Source organism: Pseudarthrobacter sp. MOO14 (assembly GCF_058267675.1).
This window is the reverse complement of the sequence record NZ_CM177849.1, coordinates 2,484,713-2,499,352: the sequence shown is the minus strand read 5'-3', so window position 1 is coordinate 2,499,352 and position 14,640 is coordinate 2,484,713. Positions and strand designations below refer to the sequence as shown.

At 66.4% G+C, this 14,640-nt stretch carries 14 protein-coding genes; 5 read left to right on the top strand and 9 right to left on the bottom strand.

What is annotated here, in order from left to right:
• Nucleotides 1–133: 133 nt before the first annotated feature.
• Together AC4EEV_RS11645 and AC4EEV_RS11640 are read right to left on the bottom strand one after the other, a co-directional pair.
• Nucleotides 134–1,006: an NAD(P)-dependent oxidoreductase gene (locus AC4EEV_RS11645; protein WP_491328992.1), complete on the bottom strand. Its 873-nt coding sequence runs from the start codon at nt 1,004–1,006 to the stop codon at nt 134–136.
• A gap of 134 nt (nt 1,007–1,140) precedes the next feature.
• Entirely contained in the window at nt 1,141–1,344 is a 204-nt protein-coding gene (locus AC4EEV_RS11640; protein WP_018763349.1) for a hypothetical protein, read from the bottom strand.
• Nucleotides 1,345–1,649: 305 nt separating this feature from the next.
• Here AC4EEV_RS11640 and AC4EEV_RS11635 point away from each other — a divergent pair, with 305 nt between their 5' ends.
• On the top strand, nt 1,650–2,993 hold the full coding sequence (locus AC4EEV_RS11635) for a glycosyltransferase family 87 protein (protein ID WP_285318894.1): 1,344 nt from the start codon (nt 1,650–1,652) through the stop codon (nt 2,991–2,993).
• A gap of 28 nt (nt 2,994–3,021) precedes the next feature.
• Nucleotides 3,022–4,278 (top strand): glycosyltransferase 87 family protein, encoded by a 1,257-nt coding sequence (locus AC4EEV_RS11630; protein WP_018763351.1) that lies wholly within the window; start codon nt 3,022–3,024, stop codon nt 4,276–4,278.
• Here AC4EEV_RS11630 and mptB read toward each other — a convergent pair.
• Together mptB and AC4EEV_RS11620 are read right to left on the bottom strand one after the other, a co-directional pair.
• Nucleotides 4,275–5,891, bottom strand: a complete 1,617-nt coding sequence (gene mptB / locus AC4EEV_RS11625; protein WP_491328991.1) for a polyprenol phosphomannose-dependent alpha 1,6 mannosyltransferase MptB — start codon at nt 5,889–5,891, stop codon at nt 4,275–4,277. The genes AC4EEV_RS11630 and mptB overlap by 4 nt on opposite strands.
• Nucleotides 5,892–5,977: 86 nt before the next feature.
• The gene (locus AC4EEV_RS11620; RefSeq protein ID WP_018763353.1) at nt 5,978–6,400 is read right to left on the bottom strand and encodes a MerR family transcriptional regulator; all 423 of its coding nucleotides are present in this window, start codon (nt 6,398–6,400) and stop codon (nt 5,978–5,980) included.
• A 184-nt stretch (nt 6,401–6,584) separates the two neighbouring features.
• On the opposite strand from AC4EEV_RS11620, the gene AC4EEV_RS11615 reads away from it, so the two are divergent.
• Nucleotides 6,585–8,084 carry a SulP family inorganic anion transporter gene (locus AC4EEV_RS11615; RefSeq protein WP_491328990.1) on the top strand — a complete coding sequence of 500 codons (1,500 nt, stop codon included), beginning with the start codon at nt 6,585–6,587 and terminating at the stop codon, nt 8,082–8,084.
• Between the two features lie 82 nt (nt 8,085–8,166).
• Here AC4EEV_RS11615 and AC4EEV_RS11610 read toward each other — a convergent pair whose 3' ends face one another.
• From AC4EEV_RS11610 to AC4EEV_RS11590, 5 genes are all read right to left on the bottom strand, one after another.
• Complete coding sequence (locus AC4EEV_RS11610) at nt 8,167–9,288, bottom strand: NAD(P)/FAD-dependent oxidoreductase (RefSeq protein WP_133831400.1); 1,122 nt, start codon at nt 9,286–9,288, stop codon at nt 8,167–8,169.
• Nucleotides 9,289–9,368: 80 nt separating this feature from the next.
• Nucleotides 9,369–10,412, bottom strand: a complete 1,044-nt coding sequence (locus tag AC4EEV_RS11605) for a Gfo/Idh/MocA family protein (RefSeq protein WP_491328989.1) — start codon at nt 10,410–10,412, stop codon at nt 9,369–9,371.
• Nucleotides 10,412–11,194 carry an amino acid ABC transporter ATP-binding protein gene (locus tag AC4EEV_RS11600; protein WP_461839692.1) on the bottom strand — a complete coding sequence of 261 codons (783 nt, stop codon included), beginning with the start codon at nt 11,192–11,194 and terminating at the stop codon, nt 10,412–10,414. Before AC4EEV_RS11600 ends, AC4EEV_RS11605 begins: the two co-directional genes overlap by 1 nt.
• Nucleotides 11,191–11,979 (bottom strand): amino acid ABC transporter permease, encoded by a 789-nt coding sequence (locus AC4EEV_RS11595; protein WP_018770382.1) that lies wholly within the window; start codon nt 11,977–11,979, stop codon nt 11,191–11,193. The genes AC4EEV_RS11600 and AC4EEV_RS11595 overlap by 4 nt, the downstream gene beginning before the upstream one ends.
• 109 nt (nt 11,980–12,088) lie before the next feature.
• The gene (locus tag AC4EEV_RS11590) at nt 12,089–12,946 is read right to left on the bottom strand and encodes an ABC transporter substrate-binding protein (RefSeq protein ID WP_109044197.1); all 858 of its coding nucleotides are present in this window, start codon (nt 12,944–12,946) and stop codon (nt 12,089–12,091) included.
• A gap of 172 nt (nt 12,947–13,118) precedes the next feature.
• On the opposite strand from AC4EEV_RS11590, the gene AC4EEV_RS11585 reads away from it, so the two are divergent.
• Both AC4EEV_RS11585 and AC4EEV_RS11580 read left to right on the top strand, forming a co-directional pair.
• Nucleotides 13,119–14,228 carry a LacI family DNA-binding transcriptional regulator gene (locus tag AC4EEV_RS11585; RefSeq protein WP_018763360.1) on the top strand — a complete coding sequence of 370 codons (1,110 nt, stop codon included), beginning with the start codon at nt 13,119–13,121 and terminating at the stop codon, nt 14,226–14,228.
• A 3-nt stretch (nt 14,229–14,231) separates the two neighbouring features.
• Nucleotides 14,232–14,636: a DUF1003 domain-containing protein gene (locus AC4EEV_RS11580; RefSeq protein WP_491328988.1), complete on the top strand. Its 405-nt coding sequence runs from the start codon at nt 14,232–14,234 to the stop codon at nt 14,634–14,636.
• The last annotated feature ends 4 nt before the right edge of the window (nt 14,637–14,640 follow it).

Here is a 14,640-nt window from a genome sequence, read left to right as displayed (position 1 = left end):
TGCTGCGCCGCAGCCGGATCGGGGCAGGAGCGGCAACTCTTGAATCGATTCATCCAATATAGAAGGTGACGCGGACAACGTCAACGGCAAGCGCTATCCCGACGGGCCGGGGCGCCCTGGAAAGGAGCCCCTGCTACCTGCTGGCGTGATAAGCGGCCGCCATGTCCTGCTTGGCGCGGCCCTGGTCCGCCACCCGGTCCAGCCGGGCGGCAGCCGCCTCGGCTCCATCGAGTTTCAGGCCTTCGGCCGCGGCGGCATCGACAATGAGGTGGGCGTCCTTGCGGGCGGTGTCCACGGCGAAGGACGCCGGCTCCAGCCCGTCGTCAAGGATGAGTCCCATCTTGGTGCGCAGGTAGGGGAGGTCCAGCGGACCGCCGTCGAGCACGTTGAGGAACTGCCCGGGATCCACGCCCAGCGCCTGGGCAAGCGCAACCACCTCGCCCGCGGCGTTGGAGGCGGCAATGACCCAGCTGTTGACCACCAGCTTGAGCCGGGCGGCCGAACCCTTGGCGGGGTCCTCGCCGGTCCAGAGGGTGCGGGCGCCGATGGCATCGAGGACCGGCGCTACGCGGGGGCGGATGGCTTCGGGGCCGGCGGCGAGGACCAGCAGTTTGCCCGCCTCGGCGGGCGCGCGGGTGCCGGAGACAGGTGCTTCCACCAAGTCCAGGCCGAGGTCGGCGGCCAAGGCGGCGAGAGCGGGAACGTCCTGCACTCCCACGGTGGTGGACTGGATCCAGGCCGTGCCGGCGCGGATGCCGGGCGCCGCCTGCCGCATGACCTGCGCCACCGCGGCGGCGTCGTACAGCATGGTGAGGACAACGTCGGCGGCTTCCACCGCGTCGGCGGGGCTGGCCGCCCGCAGGGCACCTTCGGCGGCGAGCGGCTCAGTTTTGGCCGGATCCCGGTTCCACACCGACACCTTGTGGCCGGCCCGGAGGAGGTTGCGCGCCATGGCCGCTCCCATGATTCCGGTCCCCAGCACCGCCACGCTCATCGAGTTATCCATGCGTCTATTCTCCTGACCCTGCCCTGCTCTCAGGGCAGACGAACAGCAGGTACCCATGCCGGGATGAGCCCAAACGCGGGAGAACGCGCGTCACAAACGGGAGCGGCGCCGCTGGATTGGCGGCAAAGAAGCGGCTACCAGGCCTGGTGTTCCCGGGTGAGGCCGAAGGGGACCGCCTCGCTGAGGGCAACGGTGAATTTGTCCACGCCGTGCCGGGTGACGAGGATACCGTGCCGCTTGCCGGTGAGGGCGTGGGCCTTGGCGGCTGCGACGGCGGCGTCGAGTTCGCTGTCCATGCTCTGGCGGTCGGACACGGTCAGGGTCAGGGGGAAGTTCATTGAATGGCGCCTTATGTCTTTCGTGGGGTTGGGGTGGTCATTCGACGCCCTGCGCTCCCCCTGGCTGCATAGGCGGTAGGCACTCACGTGCCTCGCACCATGGTGCCTGAGCAAATAAGTGCCAGCAACTTTAGATAAAGGCCGCAGGTCAGGCGCGTGGAGTCCCTGGATTGTCCTGACAATTATTGGCGGAGATGCGCCGTGAATTAGAGTTGAACGGGACTGGAACCCGAAATCCAAGGCCTCCAATCTCCATGAGACCCGCTTCGGGGCATGACCCGAGCCATTTTGCGCCGCCGCTGACAGTGCAACGACCTGACAAGGAATCCGCCATTTCCACCGACGCTCTCTTCGGCAACCTCACCCGGATCCGCGACGTCATCCTCCCCGCGAGGGTGCGTACGGCGTTGAACAGCGGGCGCGGGCTGCTGGGCGGCTTCATTGTGGTGCACCTGGTCTTCCTGGTGTTCGGCGCATCCTTGTCCCTGCGCGGCGAGGCCTTCAGCGACACCTTCATTTACCGCGAGTGGGCCATGGCCGGCTTCAACGACGCGAACCTCTCCGGCGGCCCCAGCCCCTGGGTCTACCCCATCCTGGCCTTGATCCCCATGGCCATAGCGGGCGTGGCGGGACCGGGTCCGTTCTTCTTCCTCTGGGTTCTCATGACCACGCTCCTCAACGGCTGGGCGCTGCTGAAACTCACGGAGCGGGGCCGCAACACCAACGCCATCCCCGCCGGCTGGTGGTGGCTGGCCTTCACGTTCCTGATGGGCTGGCTGGGATTCGCCCGCGTGGACGGACTCACCGCCCCGCTGGTCCTGGTAGCCCTGGCGTACGGGGTCCAGCGCCCGTTCGTGGCCTCGGTCCTGCTGGCCATCGGCACCTGGGTGAAGGTGTGGCCGGCAGCCATCATGCTGGCCCTCTTCGCGGTGGTAAAGAACCGCCTGCTGGTGGTGCTGGCAGGAATCGCGACGACGGCGGGCGTCGTGGCGCTGGCGGCCGCCTTGGGCAGCGTTCCCAAGCTCCTGAACTTCCTCACGCAGCAGGGCGACCGTGGAATGCAGCTCGAGGCCACCTTCACCACGCCTTGGCTCTGGCTGTCCGTCCTGAACGCGGGCGGCTCCCGGATGTACATGAACACGGACATCAACTCCATGCAGGTGGACGGCCCGGGCACCGCCACCATGTCCTTCCTGATGCAACCACTCCTGGTCCTGGCCGCCCTCCTGGTGGCAGGACTTGCGTTCTGGGCGCTGCACAACGGCAAGCAGCACAAGGTGGCCGGCGGCGTTGACCGCACCGAACTGCTTCTCGCCGGCGCCCTCGCCCTGGCCGCCGCCTTCGTGGTCTTTAACAAGGTGGGCTCCCCGCAGTTCATGGTGTGGCTGGGACCTGCCGTCGCCGTCGGCCTGGCGCACAGCTGGCGCGAATGGCGCGTCCCGGCGGCGATGCTGATCGCCATCGCCGTGGCCACGTACTTCATCTACCCGCTGTTCTACGACGCCCTCAGCCACAACAACCCGTGGATGGCCCTGGTCCTGACCATCCGCAACGTCCTGCTCGTGGTCCTGTTCCTGTGGAGCGTCCGGCGCCTGTACTCCCTGGGCAGGAAGACCGCAGCACCCGCCCCCGCGCTCAAGGAGACCTGAGATTTCCACGAGGTTCTTTGACCGCCTGGTGACGGTCCGCAGCAAAGTCCTCCCGGCCACGGTGGTGGACTGGTTCGCCCGCCCGTCCAGCGTCTGGTGGGGCTTCGCCGTCGTGCACCTGTATTTCCTGGGCTGGATGGCGTCCTTCTTCCTGAACGGCAATACGTTCAGCGACACCGAGCAGTACCGGCAGTGGGCGATGGCCGGCTACAACCCGGCGGACCTGACCGGGAAGATCAGCCCCTGGGTCTACCCGGTGCTGGCGCAGATCCCCATCTTCCTTGCCAACATCGCCGGGCCCGGCCCCTACCTGCTGGTCTGGTTCCTGATCATCACGGCGCTGAACGCCGTCGGACTGCTCTACCTGACCCGCGGACCGCGGACCGTCACCGGTGTTGCCCCGGCCTGGTGGTGGCTGTTCTTCACGGTCTTCATGGGGTACCTCAGCTTTGCCCGGGTGGAAGGGATCACCGCCCCGATCGTCCTGATCGCGCTGCTCTATGTGGCGGAACGGCCCGTGGTGGCAGGCGTCCTGCTCAGCATCGCCACCTGGATCAAGGTGTGGCCCGCAGCCGTGCTGGTGCCCATCGTGATCGCCAGCCACAAGCGTGTCCAAGTGGTGCTCGCCGGCGCCGCTGTGACCGCCGTCGTCGGCCTGGGAACCTGGCTGACCGGCGGCCTGCCGCACATCATGGATTTCCTCACCAACCAGGGCGAGCGCGGCATGCAGCTCGAGGCCACGTTCTCCACCCCCTGGGTGTGGCTCAGCGTCTTCCACATTGCCGGCTCGAAAATGGCGGACAACACCGCCATCAACTCCACCGAGGTCTACGGGCCGGGGGCCGACGTGGCCGCGTTCCTGATGCAGCCGCTGCTCATCCTCGCCGCCCTTGGCGCTGCCATCCTGCTGGTGCGTGCCCTGCGGCGCGGCGCCGAGCGGGAAGAACTGTTCCTCGAAGGCGCCCTGATGATGGTCACCGCGTTCATCGTCTTCAACAAGGTGGGCTCCCCGCAGTTCATCATCTGGCTGGCACCGGTGATCATCGCCGGCCTCACCCACGACTGGGATCGTTGGAAGGTCCCGGCAGCGTTGCTGATGGGCATCGCCATGACCACCTTCGTGATCTACCCGCTGTTCTACACGCCGCTCATCCACGCCCACCCGGTCATGGCGGCCATCCTCACCACCCGCAACGTGCTCCTGGTGGTGCTGCTGTGGTGGTCGGTGAAACGCACCGCGGAGCTGGGCCGGAAAACCGCCGCGCAGGTACCGGCAGGAGCCTAGGGCGCCTCGGAGCGGTCGACGGCGGCGCGGGCTTCAGCCCGTCGCGCAGCCCGACGTTCCACCGCCCACGTCCACGCCCGCCGCGCCACATCCAGCGGCCTGCCTTCGATCAGCAGTTTCCGGGTGTGGACATCCAGGACCAGCAGGTAGAACGTGAAGGCCAGGGCGGTGAAGAATGCCAGGGACGAGGCGTCGATGGGCAGCTCCACGAAGGACCAGACCGAAAGCTGGTCCTGGGCGCCGAACACCACGAAGAACGTCACGCCCACGTACAGTGAGCGGATCTGCCAGTCGTCCCGGATGCCGGTGACGGCCAGAAATGGCAGGAACCACAGGATGTACCACGGCTGGATGATGGGGGAAAGCATCACGACGGCGGTGAACGCCAGGGCCATCCGCCGCACCGCCCGCGAGTAGTCGCCGCGGAACATCAGCAGCAGGACCAGCCCGATGGCCGCCCACTTCATGCCGGTCCGCAGCAGGGTGGCCAAGGTTCCGCCCGGCAGGCCCAGGGCGTTGGCCAGCATCTCCACCTGCTGGCCCAGGAAGCCGGAGGGGGAATAGCCCGTATAGCCGGGGGTGGGGTCCATGATGGCCCAGGTCCAGCCGATGCCCAGGTTGAACGGGACGCCGCTGAGAGCCAGGACGCCAAAACTGATGCCCGCCGTGGCCGCCCACATGAGGAACTTCCGCGGCCAGGTGGCGCCCGGGCCCGCCCACATCAGGCCGATGAACGGCAGCAGCAGCACCGTGATGGGCTTGATGCCGATTGAAGCGGTCACCAGGAGGATGCCCAGGAGGTAGCGGCGGGTGGCGGCCAGGTACACGCCGGCGACGGCGAGCCCCACCATGAGCGCGTCGTTGTGCGCGCTGGCGATGAAGCTGATGAGGAACAGCGGGTTGGCCACGGAGACCCAGAGTGCGCGCGCCCCGTTGATGCCGTGCAGCTCGGCGAGCTTGGGCACGTAGATGACGCAGAGCAGCACGCCGACGCCGGCCAGCAGGCGGAACAGCAGGACGGATGCGTCCGGTTGGGCACCGGTCAGTCCCACCACCCCGCGGGCCAGCCACAGGAAGTAGGGGCCGTAGGGTGTCCGGTTTTCCGCCCAGGCGGGGTCGGCGCCAAGCGCGAACCAGTTGTTGAGGGTGGAGATGCCAACCTCGTAGGGGTTTTGGCCTTCCATCACCAGCCGGCCCTGGCCCGTGTAGGCGTAGACGTCGCGGGAGAAGACCGGGACACAGAACAGCAAGGGCAACGACCAGGCGGAGATGGCCACCACCACGGACCGCAGCGACGAATGGCCCCAGTCCCCCAGCCGCTGGCCCAGCCGGAGCCAGGAGCGCATCAGCAGCATGGCCCCGGCGGTCAACAGGACGGTGGAGACCGCCACTCCCCACCCCTCGGTGCGGAGCGCGATCACCACGGGCTGGCGGATCATGGGCGAGCCGTTGGCAATCCAGCCCGTGCCGATCGAACCAACGAACATCATCAGGGCGCCGATGAAACCTTCAATGGTTGCCAGGTAGGCGCGGCCCTTGGCAGGCACGGAAGCGTCGGCCGGTTCGCCCGGCCGGCTGTCCGATGTCCTGAGGTGTGACCCGCCTGCCGTCATGATGTGTGTGGTCCCCTACCTTGTTACGGCCCTGGCTCAACCAGCTTCAAGGCCGCCCTGCAACCCGGCCATTTTATCAGCCATGCTTATTGCTGCCCCGGGCCATCCTGCCGGGCACGAAGCAGCGCAAGGAATTCGTCGGCCATGCCAAGTTGTTCCTCCAGCTTGGCCCGGCGCCGGGCAGCCTCCTCGATGAATTCGTTCAGTTCGGACCTGACACTTGCGTCCTCCACGCCCGGTTCGGCCGCCTCCAGCGCGTCGATGACCCGCAAGAGGCCGGACATGGCCTCGAGCGTGAACCCCAGTGGCTTCATCCGGCGGATCAGGAGCAGGCGCGTGAAGTCACGCTCGGTGTACAGGCGGAACCCGCCTTCGGTGCGCCCCGACGGTTTGAGCAGCCCAACCTCGTCGTAGTGGCGGATGGTCCGTAACGACATTTGGGAACGGTCGGCCAGTTCCCCGATATGCATCGTGGCCACCACTTCTTCAGCGGTCATTTCGTTCACCATCACGTCACCAATCCGGCTCAACCCTCACGTTAGGGTAGTGTTGCAGATGCAGCCGAGAGTTCCCGGCGCATTCTCTCTCCATCCCCATTGTCTTCCATGACCGGGCTGGACCCGTGCGCACCGTGGCGCGCAAAACGTTGACCACCCACCCTCCCCTGAGGGCCCACGTCCCTGGAGCCGCCCCTTGTCCATCGCCGACAATCCCCGCCTTCTTCGGAAGCCGGTCACGGTCCTGACCGCGCTGCGCTCCCCGCGGCAGCTTTCCCGCGAGGTCCTTGCCGGCATGGTGACCACCCTTGCGCTGGTCCCTGAAGTCATATCGTTTTCGATCGTCGCCGGTGTCGATCCAATGGTCAGCCTGGTGGCCTCCATCGTGCTGGCCCCGACCATGTCGGTCCTCGGCGGCCGGCCGGGCGTGGTGACGGCGGCGGCGGGCTCCGTGGCATTGGTGATCGCGCCGCTGGTCCACGAGCACGGCGTCGAGTATGTCCTGCCCACGGTGCTCCTCGCCGGCGTCATCCAGATCGTCTTCGGCCTGGCCGGACTGGCCCGGCTGATGCGGTTCATCCCGCGTTCGGTGATGATCGGCTTCGTCAACGCCCTGGGCGTGCTGATCTTCATGGCACAGGTACCGCACGTCCTCAATGTCCCCTGGCTCGCCTACGTCCTGTTCGGCCTGACGTTCGCGATCATCTTCATCCTCCCGCGCTTCACCAAGGCGGTCCCGTCGCCGCTGGTGGCGATCGTCGTCGTCACCGCCATCGCCATCATCGCCGGACTCGCTGTTCCGAACGTCGCGGACGAGGGCCCGCTCACCGGCAAGATGCCCGGGATCACCCCGTTCCTGTTTCCGGTGAGTGTTGAGACCTTCCAGCTGATCCTGCCCACCGCGCTGAGCGTGGCGTTCGTGGGGCTCATGGAAACGCTCCTCACCGCAAAACTCGTGGACGACATCACGGACACCCCGTCGCACAAGGGCCGCGAGTCCTGGGCCCTGGGCGTCTCGAACATCTTCGCCGGCCTCTATGGCGGCATCGCCGGCTGCGCCATGATTGGCCAGACCGTCCTTAACGTAAAGACCGGACAGGCCCGCACCCGCATTTCGACGTTCGTGGCGGGGATCTTCCTTTTGGCCCTGGTGACGGGACTCAGCTCGATCATGGGACAGATCCCCATGGTGGCACTGGCGGCCGTGATGATGGTGGTCGCCGTGACCACTGTGGACTGGCACAGCGTCAAACCGTCCACGCTGAAGCGGATGCCGGTCCCCGAGACGCTCGTCATGGGTGTCACGGTCGCCGTCGTGGTCCTGACCGGAAATCTCGCGTACGGGGTTCTGGTGGGCGTCATCCTCGCGATGGTGCTGTTCGCACGCCGCGTGGCCCACGTCATCACCGTTGAGCGGACCTTGGCGGTCGACGGCGGGAGCGTCCGCTACGAGGTGGTGGGGCCATTGTTCTTCGGCAGCAGCAATGACCTCGTGGAGCACTTCGCCTACGCCGACGACCCCGCCTCCGTGACCATCGACCTCAGCCGGGCCCAAATCTGGGACGCTTCAACCGTTGCCGCCCTGGACTCGATCGAGACGAAGTACGCGGATCATGGCGCCGAAGTGGCAATCGAAGGCCTGGACGAGCGCAGCACCGGGTTCCACCGCCGCCTCACGGGGCATTTGGGCGCCTGATTCCGGACGGCATCCGGTCCGGCAGGCGCAGGCAAAGGGGCGGAGCCGCACTCAGCACGGCCCCGCCCCTTTGGAGTCCGATTTAGGAGAAGCGTCCCGGCCGGAAGGTGGCCAGCATGGGGTGCTTCCTCCCGGTCAGGATTTCCCCGGCCAGGAGCTCACCGGCAATGAGTCCCAGCGTGGCGCCGGAGTGCGTGAAGGCAACGAAGCATCCGGGCACCTGGCCCAGTTCGCCCAGGACGGGTTCGCCGTCCCCGGGAATGGGCTTGTAGCCCATCTTCCAGGAAGCGGGCTTGAGTTCCGGATTGCCGGCAACAAGCTTCGATGCCTCATCGGCCAGTTCCTGGACCACCTCATCGGGGATGCTGAAGGAGCCGTCCGCGTGCTCGGTAATGCGTTCCTCGTACCAGTCGTGGTCCAGGGCAAACGTCCCGCCCGGGTTGGGCCGCAAGGCTGCGCGCGGGGTGTTCATCACCGCGGCCACATCGTGCTGCACCTGCTTGGTCACCACCAGCATGGACACGGGAGAGCCGTTCGGGATGTGCACTCCCAGGGGTTCGACGACGGCGGGCGTCGCTGCGCCGCAAGCCACCAGCACGGCGTCGGCCGGGTATGTCCCGCCCGACGCTGTCTCCACGCCGGAGGTGCGGCCGCCTTCCACCATGACGGTGGCTTTTCCGGCGTTCAGGACCAATTCGCCGCCGCGGGCGTGGAACTCCTCCATGAGGAAGTCGATCAGGTCCGGCAGGCTCACCCAGCCCTCGCCGGGATTGAAGATGGCATTCTCCGGCACGGCGTCCGCATCAATGCCGGGGGTGGTGGCTGCGATATGGCTGGGGGCGAGAAGCCGGGAGTCGTAGCCGATCGACTTTTCGTAGGCGTGCCGGCCCGCGGTGGCCTCGCCCTGCCCGGCAGCATTCCACATCAGGCCGCCGCCAAACTGCAGCCAGTCGCGGCTGGGGTCCGAGGCGAAGAGGGTACGGTAGCGGTCAACACCGGCCACCCGCAGCTGGTGGTACGGGGTGGACCGTTCGCCGGCGGAGTTGAGCCACGACAGCGAACGGCCGCTGGCCTCGCTGGCGAGCCCGCGCTCGGTCAGCAGGATCACGGACGCTCCCTCGCGGAGCAGGTGCACTGCGGTGGATACCCCGAGGATGCCGCCGCCGATGACGGCAACGCGCTTGGTGGCTGGAAGAGAGGACATGGTGTCCCTTTCTGTGGAATTCGTGGTTGCGGAAGACGCTGACGATGCGTCAGGGAAAGCAGGGGAAGTTAAGTGTGGCGTTAGGCCAGGGCGTGGATGCCCTCGATGACCTTCAACACCTCAAGCGGTTCGGCGGGATCCACCGGCAGCGGCCCGTTCCCGCGCAGGGCTGTGGCCAACCGGACGTAGAACTGCGGGTAGGCGCCGCGTTCGGCGCGGACCGGCGCGGTTGCCCCGTCCACCCCCAGGAGCCCCCAACGCTCCTGGGGTTCCACGCCATAGGCGGGGTCCGACGGCGGCATCCCGGCAACGAGGGCAGGTTCCTGTCCGTCCAGGCCCCACTTGGTGTAGCCGGCGCGGGAACCGAGGACGTGGAACCGCGGCCCGGCCTGGGCGGCCATGCCGTTCATCCAGAGCCGCGTGCGGACGCCGGAGGCGTGCAGCAACGACACGAAGGCTTCGGTATCCGCCGCGTCCGGATGCGGACCGCGATTCGCAGTTTCGCCGTAGCTCCGTTCCACCGGGCCGAAAAGGTGGATGGCCTGGTCGATCAGGTGCGCGCCGAGGTCGTGCAGGATGCCGCCGCCCTCGGAAAGGGACACCGTGTCACGCCAGTTGCCGAAGCCTTCGGGCCGCCACCATTCGAACCGCGATTCGAAGCTGGTGATCCTGCCAAGGCCTCCGGACGCCAACACTTTCTGGAGGGTGAGGAAGTCTGCATCCCACCGGCGGTTCTGGAACACCGTCAGCTGCACCCCGCCGTCGGCCGCCCTGCTGATCAGCTCCGCGCCCAAGGCGGAGGTGGGGACGAAAGGCTTGTCCACCACCACGTGCATGCCGTGGGCGATGGCTGTCGCGGCCAGGCCGTAGTGCGTGTGCGGCGGGGTTCCCAGGATGACGAGGTCCAGGTCCGCTGCCAGGGCGAACAGCTCCTCCGGGGTGCCGGCAATCCGTGCCTGCGGATAGAGGCGTGCCGCCTCCGCCGCACGGTCCGGCTGGGCCGTGACGATGACGTCCAGCGAGAAGTCCGGGTTGGCCGCGACCAGGGGCGCGTGGAAGACCTTGCCGGAGATTCCAAAGCCGACGACGGCGGTCCGGATGGGTGCCGCTGCAACCGCACCCATCAGAGCACCTCGGAGAGGAAGCGCTGGAGGCGTTCGCTGCGGGGGTTGTCGAAGAGTTGGGCGGGTGTCCCGGCCTCCACCACTTCGCCTTCATCCATGAAGACCACCTGGTCTGCCACTTTCCGGGCGAAGCCCATTTCGTGGGTGACGACGAGCATGGTCATGCCGCGGCGGCCCAGGCCGGCCATGAGGTTCAGGACGCCTTTGACCAGTTCGGGGTCCAGGGCGCTGGTGGCCTCGTCGAAGAGCATCACTTCGGGTTCCATGGCCAGGGCGCGGGCGATGGCGACTCGTTGTTGCTGGCCGCCGGAGAGGTCACGGGGGCGGTGGTCGGCACGTTCGGCGAGGCCAACCTCGGCGAGCCGTTGGCGGGCGCGTTCCATGGCCTGGGCCTTGGGCATGCCTTTGACACTCCAGAGGGCGAGTGCCACGTTTTCCTCGGCAGTGTGGTCCGGGAAGAGGTTGAAGTGCTGGAACACCATGCCGATGCGGGTACGGAGGGTGTCCGGGTTGACGGTCAGGGTGCTGTCGCCCGCGAGCAGGACGTTTCCGCTTTTAGGTTCGTGCAGCCGGTTGACGCCGCGCAGCAAGGTGGATTTGCCGGATCCCGAGGGGCCGATGATGCAGGTGGTGGTGCCCGGCGCCACGGTGAGGCTGACGTTGCGCAGTACCTCGATGTCGCCGTACGCCATGGTGAGGTTGCGCAGTTCCAGGCTTGAGCCGCGGAACGACTGCGCCTCAGGGGTGGCGGTATTCATGGTGGTGGGGGTGGGGGTGTTCATGTGTTGCTCCCGGCTGTGAGCGGCGAGGCCGCGTCGAGTTCCTTGACTTCCTTCAGTCCGCTGGTGGGTGGTGCGGCCCGGCGGCGGCCGGTGCGGAACTTGTTGTCGAAGTGGTTCACCAGGTGCGTCAGCGGGACGGTGATCACCAGGTAGAGGAGGCCGGCGGCCACCAGGGGTGAAAGGTTCCCGGACAGCACGGCGGCGTCCTGGCCCACGCGGAAGAGTTCGCGTTCGGTGACCAGCAGGCCCAGGAAGTACACCAGGGAGGAGTCCTTGACGATGGCGATGAACTGGTTCACCAGCGCCGGGAGGACCCGGCGGACACCTTGGGGCACCACCACCAGGGCCATGGACTTGGCGTAGCTCATGCCCAGGGCACGGCAGGCCTCGCCTTGGCCCTTGTCCACGCTGAGGATCCCGGCGCGGAAGATCTCCCCAATGTAGGCGCTGGCGATGAGGCTCAGCGCGATGATTCCCAGCGGGTAGGGGGACGGGCCGAAGATCGACTGGCTCAGGCGGGCAAAGCCCTGGCCAATCAGCAGGATGGTGAGGATGGCGGGCAGGCCGCGGAAAAGGTCCGTGTAGATCCTGGCCGGGACGCGCAGCCACTTGGACGGTGAAATGCCCATGACGGCCACCACCATTCCCAGCACCGTGCCAAGGACGGTGGCGGCAATGGAGATGATCAGCGTGTTCAGCAGGCCGACCGCCAGGAGTTGGGGCAGGACCTCGGCCATAGCGCCGAAGTCAAAGAAGGTACGGATGATGGTGTTGAGCCAGTCCATGGTTGCTCTCAGACGTAGATGAAGGGGAGGTGCCGGGCAGGCCGCGTAAGGCGGCCCGCCCGGCCAGGTGGCCCGAAGGCCTGCCAGCCCGGCAAATGATGCTTGGGGCCTACTTGCTTGGCGAGGGTGATGCGGCCTGCTCAGCCTTGGGCAGGTACTGCTCGGGCATCGGTGAGCCCGGGAACCACTTCTGGTAGAGCTTCTTCCAGGTGCCGTCTTCCATGGCTGCGGCCAGGCCCTTGTTCAGGGCTTCCTTGAAGGCCGTCTTGCCCTTGGCCACTGCGAACCCGGCCGGGGCGTCGAAGGACGGTATGTCCGCGGCGCTGACCAGGCCGTGCTGCTCCTCATAGGCCTTGGCGGCCTCATAGTCCAGGAAGTGCGCGTCCACGGTTCCGCTGTTCACGGCGGCGATGGCGGTGTTGTTGTCAGGGAAGCGGACCAGGCTGGCCGAGGTGAAGTTCTTTACCGCATAGGCTTCCTGCAGGGTTCCCTGGACCACGCCCAGGCGTTTGCCGGCCAGCCCGTCGGCGCTGGTGATGCCGGAGGTCTTGGTGGTGATGACCGTGAGGTAGCCGGCCAGGTAACCGTCCGAGAAGTCCACGGTTTCTTTCCGCTTGTCGGTGATGCCGATGGCGGCGACACCGGCGTCAAACTGTCCGTTGGCCACAGCGGCGAGGAGGCCCGAGAAGTCCTGCCCGGTGAAGACTACGTTGTCCACACCGGCCCGGTGGGCCACGTCCTTGAAGAGTTCGACGTCGAAGCCGGTGAAGTTTCCGGAGGCATCGGCGAACGTGTACGGCTTTGAGTCACCGAGGCTTGCCACCCGGATGGTGCCGGGCTGGATCAGTCCGTAGGGGTTGTTTTCGGTGGTGGAGGCGGCCGAGGTGGAGCCGCAGCCGGAAAGTGCCAGGACCGCGGCCAGGGCTGCTGCGGCAAATCCGGCAGGTCGGAGGTTCTTTTTCTTCACAGCGTTGTCCAATCGTTGGTGGGAAGGCGGTGCTGTCAGGGCCGCCGAAGAAAGTCGCCGATGGTCTTGTTGAGTCCGGTCTCACACCATAAGATTGAGACCGGACTCACATCGATGGATAGAAATGTAGCTGAAGTCACAGGGGGCGTCAACACCCCCTCGAAAGGTGAAGATGAACGGTGATGGAGCACGACGGCGGGACGTAACCGTTGCCGACGTCGCAAAAGCTGCGCAGGTCTCCAAGGCGCAGGCCGCGCGGGCACTGGGCAATTACGGCGCTGTCAGCGACGACGTCCGCGAGCGCGTCCTCGCGGCCGCCGAAGCGCTTTCCTACCGGCCCAACGAGCTGGCCCGCAGCATGAACACCGGCAAATCGCACACCATCGGCGTGGTGGTGGGTGACATCGAAAACCCGCATTTTGGGCTTGCCACGCGGGGCATTACGGACACGGCCAAAAAAGCCGGCTACAACGTCATCCTGGTCAACACTGATGAGGACCGGGCCGCAGAAGTCGACGCGGTGCGGGTTTTGCTGGACAAGCGGGTGGACGGCCTTATCGTCGCCCCGGCGTCATCCGTGGACACCGAACACCTACAGGATGTCCACCGGTCCGGACGCCCCCTGGTGTTCATCGACCGCACCGCCGGTGACCTTGAGGTGGAGACCATGGCCGTGGACATGGTGAGGATTTCCCTGGAGGCCACACAATATCTTCTCGAGGCAGGGCACCGGCGCATCGCCTTTATTTCCACGCTGCGGACCGACTCGCCCTATACGCCGGGCATGACCTTGGAGTCCTCCCAGATTGCGGACCGCATTGAGGGGATGCGGCAGGCTTTCCTTGCTGCGGGACTGCCCTTCCCGGAAGACCTTGTCAGGTTGAATGCGGGCGACGAAGACTCCATCCGCAGCATCACCCGCGAAGTACTGCGGGACCCCAACCGCGCCACAGCCGTGGTGGCATCGGATGGCCTGATCGCCCTCAGTGTGGTCGAGGCCATCCAGGAACTGGGCCTGTCCATTCCGGCCGATGTTTCGTTCCTCATGTATGACGACTTCGCCTGGACCAGGCTCGTGAGCCCACCCCTTACCGTCATTGCCCAGCCCGTCTACAACATGGGCGTTGCAGCGGCCAAGGCGCTCATCCGCCAGATAGAGGGCCTACCCTCCGCCGCTCCGGCACAGTTTACTGCCACCTTGGTGCGGCGCGGATCGGTGGGACCGCTCCAGACGGGAGGGGACCGGGCCGACCTGCAACCGTCCGGACTGGGTCTACCCTGAGCCATGAGCCTCCAACAGAAGACCTGGCACGAGAAACACAAAGCTTCCCTGAGCAAGGGCCAGCGTGCCGCTGACATCATGCGCAACGGGATGGGAAGCTGGCCCTTCGTTGGCAGCTTCATCGGCTTCATGCTCATCTGGGCCGCCATCAATACCGTGGCACTTGCCGCCAACGCCTGGGACCCGTACCCCTACATCCTGCTGAACCTCCTGCTTTCCATGCTCGCCGGACTGCAGGGCGCCATTTTGCTCATCGCCGCCAAGCGGCAGGACGCCATTGCCGCAGCCATGGCCCAACACGACTACGACACCAATGTCGAGGCAAAAAAGGAGATCGAGCTGCTGATCTCCATGAACCGGGTCCAGCTGGAAATCCTGCAGGAATTGAAGAAGGCGGCTGCCGGATAGGGCG